This window comes from Rhodococcus sp. NPDC127593, from assembly GCF_042671975.1.
Lineage (GTDB): Bacteria > Actinomycetota > Actinomycetes > Mycobacteriales > Mycobacteriaceae > Rhodococcus_F.
In genome coordinates this window covers 200,434-219,560 of the sequence record NZ_JBHXWI010000004.1, presented here as the reverse complement: position 1 = coordinate 219,560, position 19,127 = coordinate 200,434, and the positions used below count along the sequence as shown (strand labels likewise).

20 protein-coding genes are annotated in these 19,127 nt (G+C 65.8%); 5 read left to right on the top strand and 15 right to left on the bottom strand.

Features of this window, described 5'->3' with window-relative positions; genetic code table 11:
- The first annotated feature begins 53 nt into the window (after window positions 1–53).
- Genes ACFVJ3_RS05260 through ACFVJ3_RS05250 form a run of 3 tightly spaced genes read left to right on the top strand, consistent with a single transcriptional unit; the run spans window position 54 to window position 3,727 of the window.
- Window positions 54–1,217 (top strand): ABC transporter ATP-binding protein, encoded by a 1,164-nt coding sequence (locus ACFVJ3_RS05260; RefSeq protein ID WP_378451052.1) that lies wholly within the window; start codon window positions 54–56, stop codon window positions 1,215–1,217.
- Window positions 1,217–2,917: an ABC transporter permease gene (locus ACFVJ3_RS05255; protein ID WP_378451051.1), complete on the top strand. Its 1,701-nt coding sequence runs from the start codon at window positions 1,217–1,219 to the stop codon at window positions 2,915–2,917. Before ACFVJ3_RS05260 ends, ACFVJ3_RS05255 begins: the two co-directional genes overlap by 1 nt.
- 45 nt (window positions 2,918–2,962) lie before the next feature.
- The gene (locus tag ACFVJ3_RS05250; RefSeq protein ID WP_378451050.1) at window positions 2,963–3,727 is read left to right on the top strand and encodes an SDR family NAD(P)-dependent oxidoreductase; all 765 of its coding nucleotides are present in this window, start codon (window positions 2,963–2,965) and stop codon (window positions 3,725–3,727) included.
- A 67-nt stretch (window positions 3,728–3,794) separates the two neighbouring features.
- Here the strand turns inward: ACFVJ3_RS05250 and ACFVJ3_RS05245 are convergent, their stop codons facing one another.
- The 15 genes from ACFVJ3_RS05245 to ACFVJ3_RS05175 all read right to left on the bottom strand — a co-directional run bounded on the left by ACFVJ3_RS05245 (window position 3,795) and on the right by ACFVJ3_RS05175 (window position 18,219).
- Entirely contained in the window at window positions 3,795–4,826 is a 1,032-nt protein-coding gene (locus ACFVJ3_RS05245) for an NADP-dependent oxidoreductase (protein WP_378451049.1), read from the bottom strand.
- 16 nt (window positions 4,827–4,842) lie between these two features.
- Window positions 4,843–5,844 carry an MBL fold metallo-hydrolase gene (locus ACFVJ3_RS05240; protein ID WP_378451101.1) on the bottom strand — a complete coding sequence of 334 codons (1,002 nt, stop codon included), beginning with the start codon at window positions 5,842–5,844 and terminating at the stop codon, window positions 4,843–4,845.
- An 11-nt stretch (window positions 5,845–5,855) separates the two neighbouring features.
- The gene (locus ACFVJ3_RS05235; protein WP_378451100.1) at window positions 5,856–6,191 is read right to left on the bottom strand and encodes an EthD family reductase; all 336 of its coding nucleotides are present in this window, start codon (window positions 6,189–6,191) and stop codon (window positions 5,856–5,858) included.
- A gap of 74 nt (window positions 6,192–6,265) precedes the next feature.
- Window positions 6,266–6,874, bottom strand: a complete 609-nt coding sequence (locus ACFVJ3_RS05230; RefSeq protein ID WP_378451099.1) for a TetR/AcrR family transcriptional regulator — start codon at window positions 6,872–6,874, stop codon at window positions 6,266–6,268.
- Between the two features lie 89 nt (window positions 6,875–6,963).
- Complete coding sequence (locus ACFVJ3_RS05225) at window positions 6,964–8,466, bottom strand: class I adenylate-forming enzyme family protein (protein ID WP_378451048.1); 1,503 nt, start codon at window positions 8,464–8,466, stop codon at window positions 6,964–6,966.
- A 73-nt stretch (window positions 8,467–8,539) separates the two neighbouring features.
- Entirely contained in the window at window positions 8,540–9,607 is a 1,068-nt protein-coding gene (locus tag ACFVJ3_RS05220) for an NAD(P)-dependent alcohol dehydrogenase (RefSeq protein WP_378451047.1), read from the bottom strand.
- 15 nt (window positions 9,608–9,622) lie between these two features.
- Window positions 9,623–10,384, bottom strand: a complete 762-nt coding sequence (locus ACFVJ3_RS05215; protein WP_378451046.1) for an SDR family NAD(P)-dependent oxidoreductase — start codon at window positions 10,382–10,384, stop codon at window positions 9,623–9,625.
- Between the two features lie 37 nt (window positions 10,385–10,421).
- A complete protein-coding gene (locus tag ACFVJ3_RS05210) occupies window positions 10,422–11,183 on the bottom strand; it encodes an SDR family NAD(P)-dependent oxidoreductase (RefSeq protein WP_378451045.1) in 762 nt (253 codons plus the stop codon).
- Window positions 11,180–12,382 carry an acyl-CoA dehydrogenase family protein gene (locus ACFVJ3_RS05205; protein ID WP_378451044.1) on the bottom strand — a complete coding sequence of 401 codons (1,203 nt, stop codon included), beginning with the start codon at window positions 12,380–12,382 and terminating at the stop codon, window positions 11,180–11,182. Before ACFVJ3_RS05205 ends, ACFVJ3_RS05210 begins: the two co-directional genes overlap by 4 nt.
- Window positions 12,383–12,432: 50 nt before the next feature.
- Entirely contained in the window at window positions 12,433–13,395 is a 963-nt protein-coding gene (locus ACFVJ3_RS05200) for a phosphotransferase family protein (protein WP_378451043.1), read from the bottom strand.
- Window positions 13,392–14,597, bottom strand: coding sequence for an acyl-CoA dehydrogenase family protein (locus ACFVJ3_RS05195; RefSeq protein WP_378451042.1), 1,206 nt, complete (start codon window positions 14,595–14,597; stop codon window positions 13,392–13,394). Before ACFVJ3_RS05195 ends, ACFVJ3_RS05200 begins: the two co-directional genes overlap by 4 nt.
- 9 nt (window positions 14,598–14,606) lie before the next feature.
- The gene (locus tag ACFVJ3_RS05190) at window positions 14,607–15,755 is read right to left on the bottom strand and encodes a thiolase family protein (protein WP_378451041.1); all 1,149 of its coding nucleotides are present in this window, start codon (window positions 15,753–15,755) and stop codon (window positions 14,607–14,609) included.
- Complete coding sequence (locus ACFVJ3_RS05185) at window positions 15,755–16,132, bottom strand: Zn-ribbon domain-containing OB-fold protein (RefSeq protein WP_378451040.1); 378 nt, start codon at window positions 16,130–16,132, stop codon at window positions 15,755–15,757. The genes ACFVJ3_RS05190 and ACFVJ3_RS05185 overlap by 1 nt, the downstream gene beginning before the upstream one ends.
- A 37-nt stretch (window positions 16,133–16,169) precedes the next feature.
- Window positions 16,170–16,958: an enoyl-CoA hydratase/isomerase family protein gene (locus ACFVJ3_RS05180; RefSeq protein WP_378451039.1), complete on the bottom strand. Its 789-nt coding sequence runs from the start codon at window positions 16,956–16,958 to the stop codon at window positions 16,170–16,172.
- A gap of 121 nt (window positions 16,959–17,079) precedes the next feature.
- A complete protein-coding gene (locus ACFVJ3_RS05175) occupies window positions 17,080–18,219 on the bottom strand; it encodes an acyl-CoA dehydrogenase family protein (RefSeq protein WP_378451038.1) in 1,140 nt (379 codons plus the stop codon).
- Window positions 18,220–18,319: 100 nt separating this feature from the next.
- Here ACFVJ3_RS05175 and ACFVJ3_RS05170 point away from each other — a divergent pair, with 100 nt between their 5' ends.
- Window positions 18,320–18,706 carry a hypothetical protein gene (locus tag ACFVJ3_RS05170; RefSeq protein WP_378451037.1) on the top strand — a complete coding sequence of 129 codons (387 nt, stop codon included), beginning with the start codon at window positions 18,320–18,322 and terminating at the stop codon, window positions 18,704–18,706.
- A complete protein-coding gene (locus ACFVJ3_RS05165) occupies window positions 18,690–19,088 on the top strand; it encodes a hypothetical protein (protein WP_378451036.1) in 399 nt (132 codons plus the stop codon). The genes ACFVJ3_RS05170 and ACFVJ3_RS05165 overlap by 17 nt, the downstream gene beginning before the upstream one ends.
- Window positions 19,089–19,127 lie beyond the last annotated feature (39 nt).

Genomic DNA, 19,127 nt, shown 5'->3' with positions numbered 1-19,127 from the left:
ACTTTATTTTTTTCTTTCCTCGACAAACCACTCGCAACCAAGCAGGTGCCAAGGTGACATCGCAATTCAGGGTTTCCAACCTGACCAAGACCTTCGGGTCCAACACCATCGTCGATCAACTCGACCTCGACATTCAGGAAGGTGAATTTCTCGTCCTGCTCGGTCCCAGCGGTTGCGGGAAAACGACCACGTTACGATGCATCGCCGGTCTCGAGACACCCGAGGGTGGGTCGATCACGTTCAAGGACCACACCGTCTTCGATGCGTCGACCCGCATCAACGTTCCGGCCTACAAGCGCAACATCGGCATGGTCTTCCAGTCCTACGCGCTGTGGCCCAACATGACTGTACGAGAGAACATCCGGTACCCCTTGAAGGTTCGACGGATGAAGAACGCGATCGCCGCCGGACAGGTAGAGACCGCGGCAGGCATGGTGGACTGCGGAGCCCTGCTCGACCGGTATCCGTCCCAACTCAGCGGTGGCCAGCAGCAGCGAGTAGCAGTGGCCCGCGGCTTGGTCGCCCAACCCGACCTGGTGCTGTTCGACGAACCCCTGAGCAATCTCGATGCACGGCTGCGCGATCAGGTGCGGTCCCAGATTCATCAACTACACCAACGACTGGGCTTCACTGCCGTATTCGTCACCCACGATCAGGCCGAGGCATTTGCGCTCGGTGACCGACTCGCCATCATGAAGGCGGGCAAGATCGAACAGTACGACACCCCGGAGCGGGTATACGAGTCTCCTTCCTCCGACTATGTCGCCGCGTTCATCGGGATGGCGAACCGACTCGAACTCGTCCGCCGGCACGAGGGGTGGACGACGCGAGCGGGGGCTCCCGTCGATCTCGACGCGGCCGGCATCCAGGGCGACTACATGAGCGGCGATACGGCGCTGGGAAGACTTCGGCCCGAGGACCTCGCACTTCATCGTTCACTCGACGAGGTCCCCGCGGGTGACGTCGGCTTCACCGGCGAACTCGTCACCTCGGAGTACGGAGGCCGCTATTTCGACGTGACAGTCGATGCCGGAGGTGAGCAGTTGTACGTTCGCGCAGATGCGGAGCGGCACGGACGCTGGTTGCGTGGTGCCACCATCGGATCTCCTCTGGTGGTCAGCTTCTCCCCCACCAAGCTGCGGGTGTTTCCGCACCCGGACGGCCACGTGAATCTACAGGTTCCCGTGCTCGCCCAGGCCGCCCGATCGGAGGCGTGATGGCTACGGTTGCCGTGCGCCGCGGCGCACGTCCGTTCGTCGTCAGTACGGTATGGCGTACCCGACTCGGGTACGGCGCGCTACTGGCGGTTCTGGCGTATCTCGTCGTGCTTCCGCTCTTCCGATTGCAGTCGCTGGCGTTCGAGGACGGCGGTCGCGGATATCAAGCCCAGTACGGCCGGTACGACATCGGCCAAACCATCCGGACGACCATCGCCCTCGCTGTCTCGTCGCTCGCCATCGCAATGGTCCTGGGAACGATTCTCGCCTTCGCGGCGACCAGGCTGCCACGCCGGCTGAGCTTTCTCAGGATCGTCCCCATCCTGCCCATCGTGATGCCCGCGGTAGCCAATGTGGTCGGGTGGGCCTTTCTCCTCTCCCCCGGGCCCGGGTACCTGAACGCACTCCTGCGCAAGCTTCCCTGGTGGAGCAACGTGGACTCCGGACCGATCGATGTCTACAGCACGCCGTGGATCATCATTCTCACGGGTTTCGGACTCACATCCTTCGTCTACCTTTTCGTCAGCGCGGGAATGCAGAACATCAGTTCCGAGCACCTCGAGGCAGCACAGATCAGCGGTTCGTCGACGCTCGGGGTGTTCTTTCGTGTAGTTCTCCCGCTGCTTCGCCCGTCCCTGGTGTACGGCGGTGGAATTGCGCTGCTTCTCGGATTGGGCCAGTTCACCGGACCGCTCCTGCTGGGGCAGAACACCGGCGTGAAGGTCCTCACCACCGAGATGTATCGACGGGTATCCGAGTCGCCGGCCGACTTCGCCGCTGCAGCCGCGGCGGGCTCGCCGCTCGTCATCTTCGGTGTCGTCGTCGTGCTGGCGCAGAAGATGCTTCTCGGTAATCAGTCACGCTTCGTCACTCACGGAGGAAAAGCGTTCGCGCCGAATACCGGCCGCTCGGCCTGGGCCGCCGTCTGCATCTCGGCATACGCGATGCTCGCACTCGTGGTTCCGCTGATCGGACTCGCCATCGTGGCCGTGTCTCCCTATTGGTCGGAGACCCTGTCCTGGAACCTCTTCACACTCGACAACTTCCGGGCGCTCTTCCGGACGGCGAGCATCGTCGACTCGGTGTACACGAGTCTCCTCACCTCCGTGGTGGCCGTTGCCGTCTGCGTGCCGATCGGTTACCTCACCGCCACGCTGCTCGTGCGAGGCCGCAAACACCGGGTGCTGGGAACCATCGGTGACGTCATCACCGCTCTCCCCCTGGGTATTCCAGCGGTGATCTTCGGGGTCGGGTTCCTGCTCACCTACACCCAGCCCCCGCTGATCCTCTACGGAACCAAAGCGGTCATCATCCTCGTCTACATCGTGCTGATGGTGCCCTTCTCCACCCGAATGCAAATGACGGCGATGCTGTCGCTCGGGGAGACCTACGCCGAGGCGTCGGCAACGAGCGGTGCGAGCCCCTTCATCACCAACATCCGGGTGATTCTGCCGCTGATGAGGCCGACCGTGCTCAGTTCCGTCGCCTTGATGTTCATCCTGCTGACCCACGAGTTCGCCGCCTCACTGCTCGTCCGTGCCGCCACGACACAGGTGATGGGTACGCTGCTGTTCGACCTGTGGGAGAACGGCTCCTACCCGCTGGTGGCCGCGATGGCCCTTCTCATGACGGCGGTGACCAGCATCGGTGTCGTGATCGCGATGCTCGTCGGTGGCCGAAACGTGTTGAGCAATCTCTGATGTCGATCTGCCCTGCCCGATTCGAACGAGTGACAAGGAGTCAAGATGACTGTCGGCCCTGACCGACTTCGCGACAAGGTCGTCCTGCTGACGGGGGCGACCGGTGGTATCGGCGCCGAGATCGTCCGAAGGCTCGCCGACGAGGGCGCTCACGTCGTCGTCACCGATCTCGAGAACTCGGCCTGCCAAGACTTGCTCGATACTCAAACCCATCCCGAGCGACATGCGGCGCTCGCCCTCGACGTCTCCTCCGAGAAGCAGTGGGAAGACGTCGTGGCAGCAACCGAGAGCACGTTCGGCGCGCTGCACGCCTTGGTCAACAACGCTGCCATCGGCAGCGTCGCAACGGTCGACGAGGAAACCCGATCACAGTGGGATCGGGTGATCGGGGTCGGCCAGACCGGCACGTGGCTGGGCATGAAACATGCCGGCCCGCTGATCGAGCGGAGCGGCGGCGGTTCGATCGTGAACATGTGCTCGATACTGGGAACCGTGGGCGGCCTGGGCAACAGCGTTGCCTATGCAGCCGCCAAAGGTGCAGTCCGCACGATGACCAAGAACGCAGCCCTGCATTGGGCGAAGGCAGGAGTGCGCGTCAACTCTCTGCACCCGGGATTCATCGGTACGCCCCCTCTGCTCGAGCGCTGGGAGGGCAGCGAGCGTCACCGCGAGATGCTGGCCGGCACTCCGATGGGTCGCCTCGGGCGGGGTGAGGAGATCGCGGCCGCAGTTGCCTTCCTGGCCGGCGACGACTCCACCTTCGTCACCGGCTCGGAGATCTACGCCGACGGTGGGTGGACGGCGGCCTGAGCGAGGCAGAAGAACATGGCCTCCGCGTGATGCGGAGGCCATGTTCTTCTGTGTAGCCGGTGAAGCGTCAGCGCAAACGGCAGAGCGTCTTTCCCACGGTGCGGCCGTGCAGCATGGCGACGATGGCGTCGGGCGCCGACGCGAGGCCGTCGAACACGGTCTCCTCGACGACGAGACGACCGTCGCGGAGGTAGCTCCCGACCTCGGCCCGCATGTCGCCGAGCAGATGGTCGTAGGCGCCGGCCCGGAAACCCCGCACCGTGAGGTTCTTTGCCACGATCTGAAACAGATTGCTCGGACTTGCCGCAGCCGTGTCCGCGTCATAGGAGGCGACAGCGCCCGCCATGGCCACCCGGCCTCCTGGTCGGAGGTGATACAGGGCGGCCTCGAGATGCGTTCCACCCACGTTGTCGAAATACAGGTCGATGCCGTTCGGTGCCGCGCTCGAGAGAGCTCCGGCCAGGTCCGGGCTGTGGTAGTCGAATGCGGCATCGAGTTTCAGTTCGTCCAGCAGGAAGCTCACCTTCTCGCCGGAACCGGTGCTGCCGACCACGTAGTGACCTCTGAGCTTCGCAATCTGTGCGGCGAGACTGCCCACCGCACCCGCGGCCGACGAGATCCACACGACGTCTCCGCTCGTGAGTCCGCCGATGCACTGCAAACCTACATACGCTGTGAGCCCGGAGCTGCCCAGCGCCCCGAGATACGATTGCGGCGGGTGCACGCGCGTGTCGAGTCGTGTCACGCCACCGGCCCCGGCCAAGGTTTCGCTGCCCTGCCGGACCACCGCGAACTCGCGAAAACCCTTGATGTGCAGAACCGTATCGCCCGGTTCGAAGCCGGGGTCACGGGACTCGAGTACCTCGCCGACAGCCAACCCGGTCAGCGTCTCCCCGATGCGGAACGGTGGTAAGTAGCCTGCCGGGCCGGTGGGGCCGAGACGTATCCTCACAGACGGGTCGATCGACAACCACGAGTTGCGAACGAGAATCTCACCGGGCGCCAGTTCTTCGGGAACCGTCACCACGTCGAGGTGGAAGTCCGACGGCCGAACCTTCCCCTGGGGATGGCGCGCCAGTTTCAGCTCATGACTCTGCACGGGAATCCTTCCGCGCTCAGACGACGGAGAAGACGTCGGAGCTGTCTCGTCTTCGGACTGCGAGCCGGCCGCGATCGACCAAAGTGTCGAGGTGCGCGAGGGTCTCACAGGTGGCGATCATTTGATTGAACGGGTCGAGAGTGGAGAACGGCCTTTCGCGACGGGTCCACGTGACCGCCTCTGCGACGGCAGACGCGGTCGCCGGCCCGAGCGAGACCAGTGCGCTGCACATGGTCATGAATCGCCGGTCATGATGCGCGAGAAGTTCTTCGACGCGCAGGTGCACGCTCGGTGTCGTATCTCCGTGCGCCGGCAGCAGTTGCGAGTCGGGGCGTTCGAGCAGTCGGGTCAGCGACTCGAGGTAGCGCCCCAACGGCAGATCCCACTCGCCGAGTTCGAAACCGATCGACGGCGTGATCGTGGGAAGGACGTGGTCGCCACTGAAGAGTAGACCGTGCTGTTCGTCGTGAAAGACCATGTGCCCCTTCGTGTGGCCCGGCGTGTGCACGACGTCGAGTGTGTGCCGTCCGATCCGGATCGTCCCCGCGGTGAGCCAGTGATCGGGTTCTTCCCAATCCGAGGGGTAGAACGGCTCCGCGGCGGTCATGACCTCGACCGTGTCTGCCAGGAGGGGGGCACCGGCGCGGCGGAGTTCGTGCAGAGAATCCGTCGGCACGTTACTGCCGAGTGCACTGACGGCTGCCAATCCGTCAGCCTCGGCGACACCGAGGTGGACGCGAGAGCCGTGACGACGGCGGAGTTCGATCGCGAACGTATAGTGATCGCGATGCACGTGGGTGACATAGATGTCGTGAATCTGCTTGGTGCTGTGACCGATCCGAAGCAGTGCGTGTTCCATCTCGTCGAAAGTCGTGTCGACTCGCCAGCCACCGTCGATGAGGGCCAGGCCGTCCTCGGTCTCGAGGGCATAGACGTTCACTGCTCCGAGGCCGTCGTCAGGCATCTGGAGGGGCACTCGATGCACACCGGGCGCCACCTCGTAGCAGCCCGGCTCCATCCAGTGCGCTCTCATGATTCACCGCTGCCCACTTCGACCATCGTCTTCTCCTCACCCATGACGAGGATGCGCTTTCCACGCATCTGGCCGACGTTGTCCACTGCGGCTTGCCATTCCGGGCTGGCGAGCGCGGCGTCGAGGTCCTCGCGGGAGTCGAAGCTCAGAATCGAGACGCCGTCCCATTCCCGGGACCTGTCGTCCATCGCGTCGAGCACCTCGGTGTGCTGCCATCGCCGCAGGCCCGGGAGTGGGTAGGTCACGTCGGCATGTTCCCCGCGCCACCACTGGATGAACTGCTCATGGCTCCAGTCGTGCGGACGGGCGGCCAAGACGATCAAGTTGTACATCATCACTCCATTACTGACCTGAATTAAGTTCAATTACTGAGAGCAAGCGAACGCCCCTGCGCGTACACCGCGGGCTATGCGCGGACGATACGCAGGGTGGTGTCGCGAACGTGCTGGTTGAGCTGATCGAGGCTCATGTCCCCGCCGGGTCGATACCACCGCCACACACTGACGACGAGTCCGAGGACCAGCCGGGCCATCAATCGCGGATCACCGTCGGCGAATACACCCGCGCCCATTCCCCGCGCAATGAGAAGAGACCACTCTTCTTCGATCGAGTTCACCAGCGCGCGTGAGGTCTGGCGCTCGGCCTCTTCCTTCTCCGATTGGCGCGGAGTGGCAAGAAGATCCATGTGGCTTTGGAGGATGCGCCGCTGCAGCGCGTCCCGCGGGGTCGCTTCCAGAGCGCTGGTGACGGCGGCACTCAACGCCTCGACCGGGTCGTCGACGCCCTCGATCGCGGCAGTGAATCGCTCGAGTGACTGCGCCAGTTCGAGACGCATGATGGTCAGCAGGCAGTGACCCTTCGACTCGAAATAGTGATACAGCGCCGTCTGGCCGATTCCGACCTCGTCGGCAATCGACGCCCACTTCGTGTGCTCGAAGCCGACCTCCCCGAACCGTTCGATCGCGGCCGTCAGGATGAGCCCGCGCTTCGATCGCGGACCATCACGGAGCGTCATGGCTTCTACGGACACGGGTCCCCCATCCATCTGTTTGTTCGGGCCGGTACCTGAAAGAGTACCTGAACTGAGGTGAAGTCAGGTCAATATCAGCGGCTGTCGGTACCGCCGAGCAGGCGTGTTGCAAGGTCCACCGCGTCGGGTCGGGACAGCTTCCCCACCCGGTTCTGCGGCAGATCGTCGATCGTGAAGACGAACTCCGGCCATTTGAACTTCGGGAACTCGACGTCTCCGAGATATGCAACGACCTCGTCGAGGGTAATCGGATCGCCGGTACTCACGACCAGCGCCGCGGCACGTTCACCGAGTAGCTCGTCCGGCACCGGCACCACGCACACCTGGGACACGGTCGGGATGCGTGCGATCGCGGCCTCGACCTCGTTGATGTCGATGTTGCGGCCCCCGCGAATGATGATCTGCTTCTGGCGCCCCATGACCCGGATGCTGCCGTCCTCGGCGACTTCGACGAGGTCGCCGGTGGGCAGAAATCCGTCCGCGGTGAGTTCCGGGGGTGCGGGAACACCTGCCCGTGCATAACCGACGAAGAGGGAGGGACCCTTGACCTGGGCATCGCCCACCCGGCCCGGTGGCAGGGGGGCACCGTGTGCGTCGACCGCTCGGACGACGGTCCCCGGGAAGGGACGGCCGTCCCGCCCCAGCCGGACGCCCGGTTCGTCCGCGGGCAGCGGGGTCGTGTGTCCGAGGCACTCGGACATACCGAACACACGCAGGAACGTGGTGCCGAGGGTCTGTTCGGCGCGACCGAGCGCACCGGAATCCATCGGACCGCCGCCGACGGTCATGGCACGCAGCGACGTGAGCGCTCCCGCAGCGTCCGGTGCGACGGCCAGCTGAAGAGCCATGGTCGGGACGAGCATCGTCCACGCAACCCGGTGTTCCCGGACGGTGTGGAGGGCTGTCGCCGGCTTCCAGCCGTCCATGCAGACCATCGGCGCGGCCAGCATCGTGGGGAGGTAGAGCCCGAAGCAGAATGCGGCCACCGACGAGAGCGGCACGAACGCGGCGACCGGATCTCCGGGTTGGAGGCCGACCGCCTCGATCGTGCAACGGCAGGCGTACCGGATTGCGGATTCCGACTGCACCACGCACTTGGGATGTCCGGTCGACCCGGACGTCATCGCGATCGCGATCCCGCCGTTCCACCGCTCGACGTCGCTGACCGGTGATCGCGACCAGCGCATCACCCAGCCGGCCGCCGCGGCCGCTTCCTCGCAGAAGCGGTCCTCCGGTACACCCCAGTGCGAGAGCGACTGCCGGTCGGCGATCACCACGTCGGGTGCGATGTCGTTCAGGGCCACGGCGAACTCCGACGGGGTGGCATGTCGGCTGAACACCGCGATCAGGCCGCCGCGCAGTCCGACGGCGATTGCCGCGGCGAGTGTGCGCCACGTGTTGTCGGCCTGCACCAGCACCGTCGGCGAGCCACCCGTCGCGGCGTCCAGCTGGGCGGCGAGCCCGGTTGCCGCCGCGACAACCTCCGCCATCGTGTGCTCCCCCGTTGCATCGACGACTGCGATGTCATCCGGAGAATTCGCTGCGCGAGCAACGAATTCGCGTGCCAGCTCCCACATTCCGCCGACCTTCCATTGAAGTGAACTAGTTTCATTATTGACTATGACACGCACCGTACCCAGCTTTCGTCGGTCACGGAATCACGACGGCCCTCCCCGTGATCTCGCCGCGCCGCAACTTCGAATACACGTCGAGGACATCGTCCAACGGGTACGCAGTCGCCTCGACCGCCAGCAGACCTCGGTTTGCGAGGTCGACCACGGCTTCGAGATCTGCGCGCGTTCCCCAGAACGGCGCAGTCACCTGCCAGCCCGTCGCGAGTCCGACGTCTTTGCCCACCGTGAGCCGACCGCCGGCGCTGCCGACGGTGACCAGCCGGCCCCCGGGGGCGAGCAACTGTGCCGCCGATTCCATCGTGTCCGGCGCTCCCACGAAATCGAAGACCACGTCAGCGCAGTGACGTCGGGCGATGCCGGGCCGAGATGTCGCAACCTCCGCGATGTCCGAAACCGCCACGTCCGCCCCCAGCCGACGTGCAAGGTCGCGTGAGCTCTTACGCGGATCGACCGCAATGATCGTTCCCGCGCCCAGTGCGCGAAGAACCTGGACCGCGATGTGGCCCAGTCCCCCGACACCGACGACCACGGAAACGGAGTCGGCGCCCAGGAGGTCCCGGTTGGTGCGGATTGCGTGATACGCCGTCAGGGCGGCATCGGCGAGTGGGGCGGCGCTCTCGGGGGCGAGCCCGTGGGTGCGGACCAGACACCGCCCCGATGGAACGATCATGGTTTCGGCCAGACCACCGTCGTAGCCGATGCCGTTGCCGATCGCGGTGAGACGACCGTCGTCGCGTGGGCCCAGTTCGAAGCAATAGTTCTCGCGGCCTCGGCGGCAGTTGCGGCATCGCCCGCACGACCAGACACCATGGACGACGACGGACTCACCGATCCAGGACTCGTCGGCCTCCGGGCCTGCACCGACGACGGTTCCCGCCACCTCGTGCCCGAGCGTGAACGGGAGGGGATAGTCGAATACTCCCGCGGGTGCGTCCATCACATGCAGATCGGATCTGCACAGCCCGGCGGCCTCGACCCGGAGGAGCAGCTGATGCCCCTGCGGTTCGGGAACCGGGATGCGCACAACCCGCGCTCCGTCACCCCAGCCGGTCAGGCGTACTGCCTGCATTGTCGGAACTGCCATGAGTGTCACCTTTGCCTACCGGGCGGTCCAGCCGCCATCGACCACCAGGGTCTGGCCGGTGACGTAGGACGACGCGTCCGACGCCAGGAAGAGGACAGCGCCGTCCACTTCGCCGGGGCGTCCACCGCGGGCGAGCATCGTGTTGCGGCGCACCCAGTCCGCCGAGCGCTGGTTGCTGAACAATCCATCGGTCATTTCCGTGTCGAACCAGCCCGGCACGATGGCGTTCACGCGGATGCCACGCCTGCCCCACTGCCCGGCGAGTTCGCGGGTCAGCCCGAGCACGCCGGCTTTCGATGCCGCATAGCTCGCGCCGCCGATGGGTGCCGTCGACACGAGCCCGACGACGGAGGAGATGTTGATGATCGACGCTGCCTCGCCCGCCGGTGTGGCCGAGGCGACGCACGTGGCGAGGTGAAATCCCGCGGCCAGATTGACGTCGAGAATCGAGGAGAATTCCTCCGGGCTCTCGTCCTCGGCGTTCGGCCGGCCGGGTCTGCCCGCGTTGTTGACGAGGACGTCGATTCGTCCGGCCTCCGCGAGTACCCGATCGACCAGCGAGCGCCGGTCCGAGTCCACGGTGATGTCGCACTCGACGGGGACGACCCCCTCGACCTCGTCGGCCAGTGCCGCGAGGCGCTCGACACGGCGGGCGGCCGCGAAGACCGTCGCGCCCGCTGACGCCAGCGTCCGCGCGAATCCCGTTCCCAACCCGGAGGATGCACCCGTGACGACGGCGACGCGACCGCTCAGCTGGAACAGGTCGGGTACCTGCATGTAATTGGCTCCTACTCGTGTTTATGGCACGCGCGCGTCAGTAGACGGCGGTGCGCCCGCCGTCGACGGGGATGACGGCGCCCGTGGTGTAGCCGGCACGGTCGCCGGCCAGATGCACTACGAGGCCCGCAATTTCATCAGGGCGCCCCAGGCGGCCGGCGGGGAGTCGGTCGACGATCTTGCCGACGAACTCGTCGTCCCAGTCCGCCGCCATGTCGGTCGCGAATCCGCCCGGCATGATGCAGTTCACCCGCACCCGGGGCGCGTATTCCTGAGCGAAGGCCATCGTCAGCGCGTTGAGGCCGTTCTTCGATGCCGCATACATCGCTTCCGGCGGGCTGGGCCGCAGCGCGCCGATGCTCGAGATGTTGATGATCGAGCCGCCTCCGGCCGCGCTCATCCTGGCACCGGCCACCGCCATGAGCCGGAACGGGCCCTTCAGGTTGACCTCGATCGTCTTGTCGAAGAGCGACTCGGACACCGACTCGAGGTTCGGTGACAGGGGCGCGATACCGGCGTTGTTGACGACGATGTCGAGGCTGCCGAACTGCGTGAGAATGTGGTCGACCGCGAGTTCGATCGCTTCCCACTTCCCGACGTGCAGTGCGAGCGGTTCGGCGATGCCACCGGTCTCACGGGTGATCGCAAGGGCTGCGGAGATGCACGCGTCCTCCTTGCGGCTCGACACGATCACGGTGGCACCCGCGGCGGCCAGCCCGCTGGCGATGGCGTATCCGAGCCCTCGGGTGGCCCCCGTGACGAGTGCGACCTTGCCTGTCAGTTCTCGCGTCGCGTTCATGCGTACTTCTTCAGTTCGAGGCGCGCAATGGTGCGCAGATGGACTTCGTTGGGGCCGTCGGCGATCTGCAGAGCCCGGGTGATCGCATACAGCCGGGCGAGGATCGTGTCGTCACTCACCCCTGCCGCGCCGTAGGTCTGGACGGCGTGGTCGACCACTCGATGAGCGACTTCCATGGCCGCAACCTTGATCGCGGCGACTTCCGAGCGGGCCGCGGCGTTGCCGCGGGTGTCCATCAGCCACGACGACTGAAGAACCAGCAGCCGGATCTGGTCGATCTCCATCCGGCTGCGCGCGATCCACTCCCGTACCACACCGCGATCGGCGAGCGGCGCGCCGAAGGCATTGCGCTGCAGAGCTCGTCGGCACATCATCTCGAGGGCGCGCTCGGCCATGCCGATCGCTCGCATCGCGTAGTGCATGCGCCCCGGCCCCAGCCGGCCCTGCGCGATCGCGAAACCGTCCCCCTCGGCGCCGAGCATGTGATCGGCCGGCACCCGGACGTCCGTGAACTGGACCTCGCCGTGACCGAGCCGGTCCCGGTATCCGAACATGGGCAGATCGCGAAGGACCTCGATACCGGGGGAATCCGCAGGCACCAGGATCATGCTCTGCTGCCGGTAGGTCGGAGCCTCGGGATCGGACTTGCCCATGAAGATGACGAGCTTGCAATCGGGGTCGAGAATGCCTGAGGTGTACCACTTCCGGCCGTTCAGGACGTACTCGTCGCCGTCCCGGCGGATGGTCGAGGTGATGTTCGTTGCGTCGGAGCTCGCCACATCCGGTTCCGTCATGGCGAACGCCGACCGGATCGTGCAGTCGAGGAGCGGCGCGAGCCACCGCGACTGTTGTTGCTCGGTGCCGTACATGGCGAGGATCTCCATGTTGCCGGTGTCGGGTGCCGAACAGTTGATGGCTTCGTTGCCGATCACCGAGCGTCCGACCAACTCTGCGAGCGGGGCGTACTCGAGGTTGGTGAGACCGGCGCCCCACCCACCGTGCGTCATGAAGAGATTCCACAAACCGAGCTCGCGGGCCTTCGCCTGCAGGTCCAGCATGACCTTGGGCTGCTCGTGTGGGTTGTCGTTCGACTTGATCTGCTCGTCGTACACGGCCTCGGCCGGATAGACGTGCTCTTCCATGAAGTTCCGCAGCTGCTCGAGCAGTCGCTCGGTGCGCGCGGAGTATTCGAAGTCCACGTGAGGTCCTCTCTGTTCCTTCATCGCGTCACGCGGTGAACGGAGGTTGATCAGGCAAGTAGCGCGGTCCCGCTGCGGATGAGCTGCGAGATGGTGTCGGGCAGCCGTTCCTGGTCGGGGTCGTGGTGGCGGCCCTCTCGGTGCCGGCGGAGGTTGTGGCCCATGATCGCCGCCATCTTCAAGCGGCCGAGCGCGTTGAACCAGTTCATGTCCGGCAGCGCCGGGTGGTCCCCGGTGTAGAGGGCGATCAGTTCGTCCTCGGACGGCAGGTCCGGCACCGCGCGCCCCACCCCGGGAAAGTTCGCACCGTCGGCGAAGACGAGGAACCAGCCCAGTTCGACCCGCGGATCGCCCAGGCTCCAGATCTCCCAGTCGATCAGTGCCGCGGGCTCGGTGTCACGCGCAATGATGTTGCCGAGCCGGTAGTCGCCGTGCACCAACGTCGGTGCCAGCGCGTCGGGGAGATCGGCGGCGAGGAGGCGCAGGAGTTCGTCGCCGCCGCTGACCAGGTCGGGGGGAACGGCGTCCAGGGTGCGTTTCCACCGCGCCAGCTCCGCGCCGGGCGACAGGGGATCCCCGGCCGCCGGGATCGTGTCGACCGGCACCGCGTGCAGCAGCGGCAGGACCGCGGCGGCCCGGCGCATCCGGGCTGCCGCGACAGCCGGTTCGACCGGAGGGGAATCGAGCACCGGCTCGAGTGATTCCCCGGCCACGCACTCCATCGCGAACCACGCAGGCCCGTCCTCGTCGACGGCGACGATCCGGGGCACCGGAACCTCGGTCGCACCGAGTGTTTCCATGATCCGCGCCTGGCGCACCATGTCGTGTCGTCCGATGGGGCGTTGCCCCTCGGGAACCGCCTTGACCACGAGGTCGCCGTCGCTGGTCTGCACTTTGTACGTCAAACCGGAATGCCCGCCGAGCAGCGGCTCGAGTGTTCCGACGTCCAGGCCCGGGCTCTGCTCACGCAGGCGGTGGGCTACCCGGTCGCCGAGCGTGCTGTTCGTGGTCATCGGCGCGACTCCCTCGGCAGACCGAGAACACGCTCGGCGAGGATGTTGCGCTGGATCTCGTCGGTGCCGCCGGCGATCCGGTACCCGGGCGCGCCGAGCACATGTTCCGTCCATGCGAACGTTCCCCACTCGCCCGAGTCGGCAATCAGATCGCGCCCCAGCAACAGCCGGACGACCTCCGACGTACGTGCCATGGTGTCCGTGGCGAGCAACTTACCCACCGATGCCTCGGGACCGGGGTCCTTGTCTGCGACCACTGCCGCGGCCACCCGCATACCGGTCACCCGCTGGACGTAGCTGCGCGTCACGAGATCCGCGACCTTGTCACGCTCGATTTCGGTCAGCTGCCGGTCGAGGTGACGGGCGAGTTCGACGGCGTGATCGGCGTTGGCCAGACCCAGGTTCCCGGCGTCGAGTCGCTCGGCTGCCAGCACCGTCAAGGCGACCGGCCAGCCCTCCCCCACCGGCCCCAAGCGGTAGTCGTCCGAGAGTTCGACGCCGTCGAGGTAGACCTCGTTGAAGGAACTGCCCCCGGTCATCTGGCGGATCGGCCGGACGGTGACTCCGGGAGCGTCCATCGGGATCAGGAACACCGTGAGTCCTGCGTGTTTGGGCGCGTCGGGGTCGGTGCGGCACACCGCGACCCCCACGTCGGCGACCCGGGCGCCGGACGTCCAGACCTTGTGCCCGGTAATGGTCCACCGGCCGTCCTGTTCGACTGCCCTCGTCCGGACGGCGGCAAGGTCGGATCCGGCCTCGGTCTCCGAAAACAGCTGACAGGCAATGATATCGGTACGAAGCATCGCACGCACATATCGCTCGCACTGTGCCGGTGTTCCCCACTGGGCGATCGCCGGCGCGACCAGTTGCTGCGTCACCGAGAACATTTCGGTCCGGCGCGGCACGTCGAACGCGTTCTCCTCCCGCCGGAACGCGAGAACGTAGGACATCGGCAGGCCACGGCCACCGTACTCGTCCGGCCAATTCATCGAGCCCCAGCCGGCGTCGAACTTCGTCTGCTCGTACGCCCGGATATGGTCGGTCTCGTCGCGCTCCTGCTCTGCGGTCCAATTCTCGAAGACGGCGACCGAGTCGGACCCCACCCCCCACTTGATCTGGGTGCGTGGTTCGGCGACAGTTCTCAGCCACGCCCGCGCATCATCCACGAACTGGTCCATGTCGGGCATCGTTGCTTGATTCATGGCTCTTCCTCAGACGGACAGGACGGTGCAGGCGCTGATTCCGGGCGCACCGTAGACGTGGGTGAATCCGATGCGCGGGTGTCCGGGAACCTGTCGGGCACCGGCCTCCCCGCGCAACTGCGTGACGATCTCGTGTATCTGCCGGAGGCCGGAGGCGCCGATCGGCTCCCCGTTGGCGATGCATCCGCCGTCGGTGTTGATCGGGATCCGGCCACCGATCTCCGTCTCGCCCGCGGCGATCAGCTTCTCCTGTTCGCCGTGCTCACAGAATCCGCACTCGGCCATGTGCATGATCTCGGCGCCGCTCTCCGTGTCCTGGAGTTGCGCCACATCGACGTCGGACGGGCCGAGTCCGGCCTGCTCGAATGCGGCGGTGGCGGTGGACGTGCTCACGCTCGACGGGGTTCCCTCGCCCTGTATCGACGGACCGAACACCTCGAAGGAGCCGAATCGGCGGGTGCCCGCCGAGATTCCGCGCAGTTGCACGGGCCTCCCGCCGAGGCGCCGGACGGCGGCCTCACTCGCCACGACGACGGCGGCACCGCCCTCGCCGGGAGAACAGAACATGTATCGCGTGAGTGGGTCGTTGACCATGTCCGCTGCGGCGATCACTTCAGCGGACATCGGTTCGCGACGCCAGGCATTCGGATTGAGCGAGCCGTTGCGATACGCCTTCTCCGCCACGGCGGCGAGCGTAGGTGCGCTGATCCCGTGTTCGCGCATGTACCGCGCGATCTTGATGCCGAAGAACTGGGTGGTGACCATCAGGCCCGCCTCGCCGTAACCGACGGGCAGGCCCCAATCCTGCGGTGCCGGGTCGAAGGCGCCGCGCGGATGTTTGTCGAAGCCGACCGCGAGTGCGATGTCGGCGGCGCCCGCGCGAATCGCGTTGACGGCCGACACCAGCGCGCTACCGCCGGTCGCGCAACCGTTCTTGACGTTGGTGAAGGGTATGCCGGTGAGCCCGAGTTCGGCGACCAGGGTGTCGGCGAGCCCGGATCCGTCGCTGCCGCCGAATGCGACCTGAACATCGGTCCACGCGATGCCTGCGTCGGTCAAGGCGGACGCGATCGCGTCCAGGGCCAGCCCGCGACCGCTCTTGTCCGGCTGACGTCCGAATTTCGAGAGTCCGGCCCCGATGATCGACACGGTGGACATCAGCGGATCTCCTTCAGATAGGCATCGGTGGCGAACCGGGGCACCGGCGCCGTGGCGATCAAGGTCACCGGCGCCCCGTCGTCCAACTCGTCGAAGTCGTGGCATTCGAGCACGGCTTCGATCTTGATTCCCTCGGGGAGTTCGACGTATCCGACGGCGAACGGTGCGAAACCGTTCGGCGGCGGGACGTACGGCGGGGATTTCGGGGCGAACCGCTGAACCGTGTACGCCCAGACCGTTCCGCGTGTGCTCAGCGTGAACGGCGACATCGCCGGTCGTGAGCACTGCGAGCACAGGCTGGTGGCCGGGAACGCGACAGTCGAGCAGTGGGAGCACCGGCTCGCGCCGAGCGCCGGCGCGGTATGTGTCTCGCCCATCCTCATTCTCTCCTCGGGATTCGTCGTCGGTATCGGATCAGCGACCGACCCAGACCGGATCACGCTTTTCGAGGAAGGCGTTCACGCCTTCTCGTGCGTCCTCGGACTGCAGCGCATTGCCGACGGCGAGGTGCTCCATCACCATCAGTGACTGGATGTCCGCGTCGAGGCCGCGGTCGATGCACATCTTGGTGAGCTTCATCATGAACGGGCTCTTGTCGACGATCGGGGCGATGAACTCGGCGAGAAGCTTGTCGAGGTCTTCGGCCGGCGCCGAGGCGTTGATCAGGTCGAAGGCCTCCGCCTCCTTGCCGGTCAGGAGCTTGCCGGTCAGCATGAGCTCCTTGGTCTTCCGAATGCCGATCATCCGCGGGAGCCGGTAGATCGGGCCTGCCCCGCCGAACAGCGCGCGACGGATGTGGAAATCGCCGATACGGGCGTCCTCGGCGGCGATGGCGAAGTCACAGGAGATCATGAGCTCGAAACCGCCTGCGGTGACGAAGCCTTCGAGGACCGCGACGGACGGCGTGTTCATCGAGTACAAGCGGTCGCACACCCGGGCGGACAGCACGGCGACGTCCATCGCGGTGGTGGAGCCGACGTACTTCTCCCGCAGTTCGTCGAGATCGAAGCCCGAGCAGAAGGTGCCGTCACGTCCACGCAGGACCAGCACCTTGAGGTTGGGGTCGTTGTCGACCTCCACGATGATCTCGTCGAGGCGATGCAGCAGCTCGACGGTGACCGCGTTCTTCTTGTGCGGGCGGTTGAGCCACACGCGGGCGACGTCGCCGTCCTTCTCGAGCACGATGTGGTCGGTGTCCACCATGTCGGTGTCCTTTCGAGGGATAAACTGAACTGGATTCACTTCAGTTCTACTGGGTGGGAGTTGTTCCGTCAATAGCGCGGGAAAAGAGTTTTCGATTCAGCCGCCGGCAGGCGACCCGACGTCAGAGCCCGACGAGATCCGCGATACGACTGCGATGCGCCCGCGAATCCCCGAGCAGCGGTTCGTCTCCGAGGGCGCGGCGAACGTAGGAATGCGCCGCATGTTCCCAGGTGAAGCCGACACCGCCATGCAATTGCACGGCCTCGTGGGCGGTGGCGATCACGGCCTCGGTGCAGATTGCTCCCGCGACCGCGGCGGGGAGCGCCGCGGAGTCCGGGTCTTCCGAGAAGACGGCGGCCGCATATCGCGCCGCCGATCGAGCCTTCTCCAACTCGACCAGGGTGTTCGCCAATCGATGCTTCACGGCCTGGAAGGAGCCGATCGCCCGCCCGAACTGGTGGCGTTGCACCGTGTATTCCCTTGTGCTTTCGAGCAATCGGTCGACAATTCCCACATGTTCGCAGGCCAGGCCGATCACTCCGAGGCTCCGCAGCGATGCGGCCGTCCGCAGTGCGTCGGCGGGTCCGACGAGACGTACCGCCTCGGCGTCGTCGAAGAGCAGATTCGCCTGCCGCCGACTGGGGTCGATGACCGGAAGCTCCGAGCGCCGTACCGGGGCTGTACGCAGATCGACCGCGTAGAGGCCGGGCCCCTCGTCACCACGCCCGAGTAGCACGACGATATCGGCCGCGCCACCCTGCACGACATTGGTCGCGCGGCCGGACACCGACCAGCGGCCTCCGGCTCGGGTGGCGTCGACGAAATCGGTCTCCGAGCACAGGGCTGTCACGGTTGCGACGAGCTCGCCCTCGACGACTTGTCCCAGCAGTTCGTCGACCTGCGGGCACCTCTCGGCAGCGAGCAGGGCGTGCACTCCCAGTGTCGCGGACGTGAGTACGGGTTCGCCGACCAGCGCGCGCCCGCATTCTTCGAGAACGATCCCGAGTTCGACCATGCCGTAACCCAGGCCCCCGCGATCCTCCGGCACCGTCAGGGCGGCGACGTTCATCTCCTTGACGAGAAGCGACCACAACTCGGGGGAATAGCCGATTTCGGACTCGGCGGCGAGGCGGCCGGCCTCGAGCGTCGAATGCCGATCCAGCAATTGGCGGACTACGGCCCGGATATCGTCGTGCTCGGCGACAGGCGTCATCGCCGGGGGTTCGGTCTCGGGCCAGGGGCGGGAATGGGGCGACGGCATGGAACTCTCCTCAAATTGACGTGAGTTCAGTTTAGTTTCGCCGGAGCTGCTTCGGCAAGGACTCTCGACAACGCCCGGCAGTTTGAACTAAGTTCATTTCATGACCGATGCACTCGTGATCGAGCGGTACTACGCGATCCTCGACAGCGGCCGGACCGAAGACGCGGTTGCCTTGCTCGACGAATCGATCGAGTTCGCCATAGTCCTCCCGGGTACCGTCCGCCGGGGGTACAGCCGCGCCGACATGCTCGACTACCTCAGGGGACGGCCCCCGGTCGATCGACGACACGTGCTGCTCCGAACGAGCAGCGCCGGCGACGTCCAGTTCGCCTACGGTTCCGTCGTCGAGAACGACGTGAAGACAACCGGCTACTTCCTCGCCGCGATGCACCTCGACAGCGAGGGTGCCATCGATGCGTACGAGGTGTCCTTCGACACGGAATTCAGCATTCTCACAAAGGAGTTGGCCCATGGGAAGCGCGACTGACCTGACCGAGACCACTTGTCCGACGCCCGCGCTGGTCGCGTGGTTCGCGATCATGGATTCGGACGATCCCGACCGCGTCCTGACCATGATCAGCGACGATTTCCGGATGTCGATTCAATTCTCCACCGGAGACGGTAATGCCGCCGAGTTCGTCGGGGATCGAGCAGGCCTGATCGGGTACCTGCAGCAACGCGAGAAGAGTGTGCTCGTACACGAGGTCCTCGCGGGTGCTCGTGTGGGAGAGCTCGAGCTGGCTCTGGGACGCACCACCCGAAACGGCGAATTCGAGGCCTCGTTCAACACCTCGGCACAGCTCGACGATTCGGGCCTCGTGCGGAGGTTGCTCATCTGCCGCACGCCCGAAATCTCGTTCGACGTCTGAAACAGCTGCGCGCACTTGTCGACCGCGAACGGTGAACGA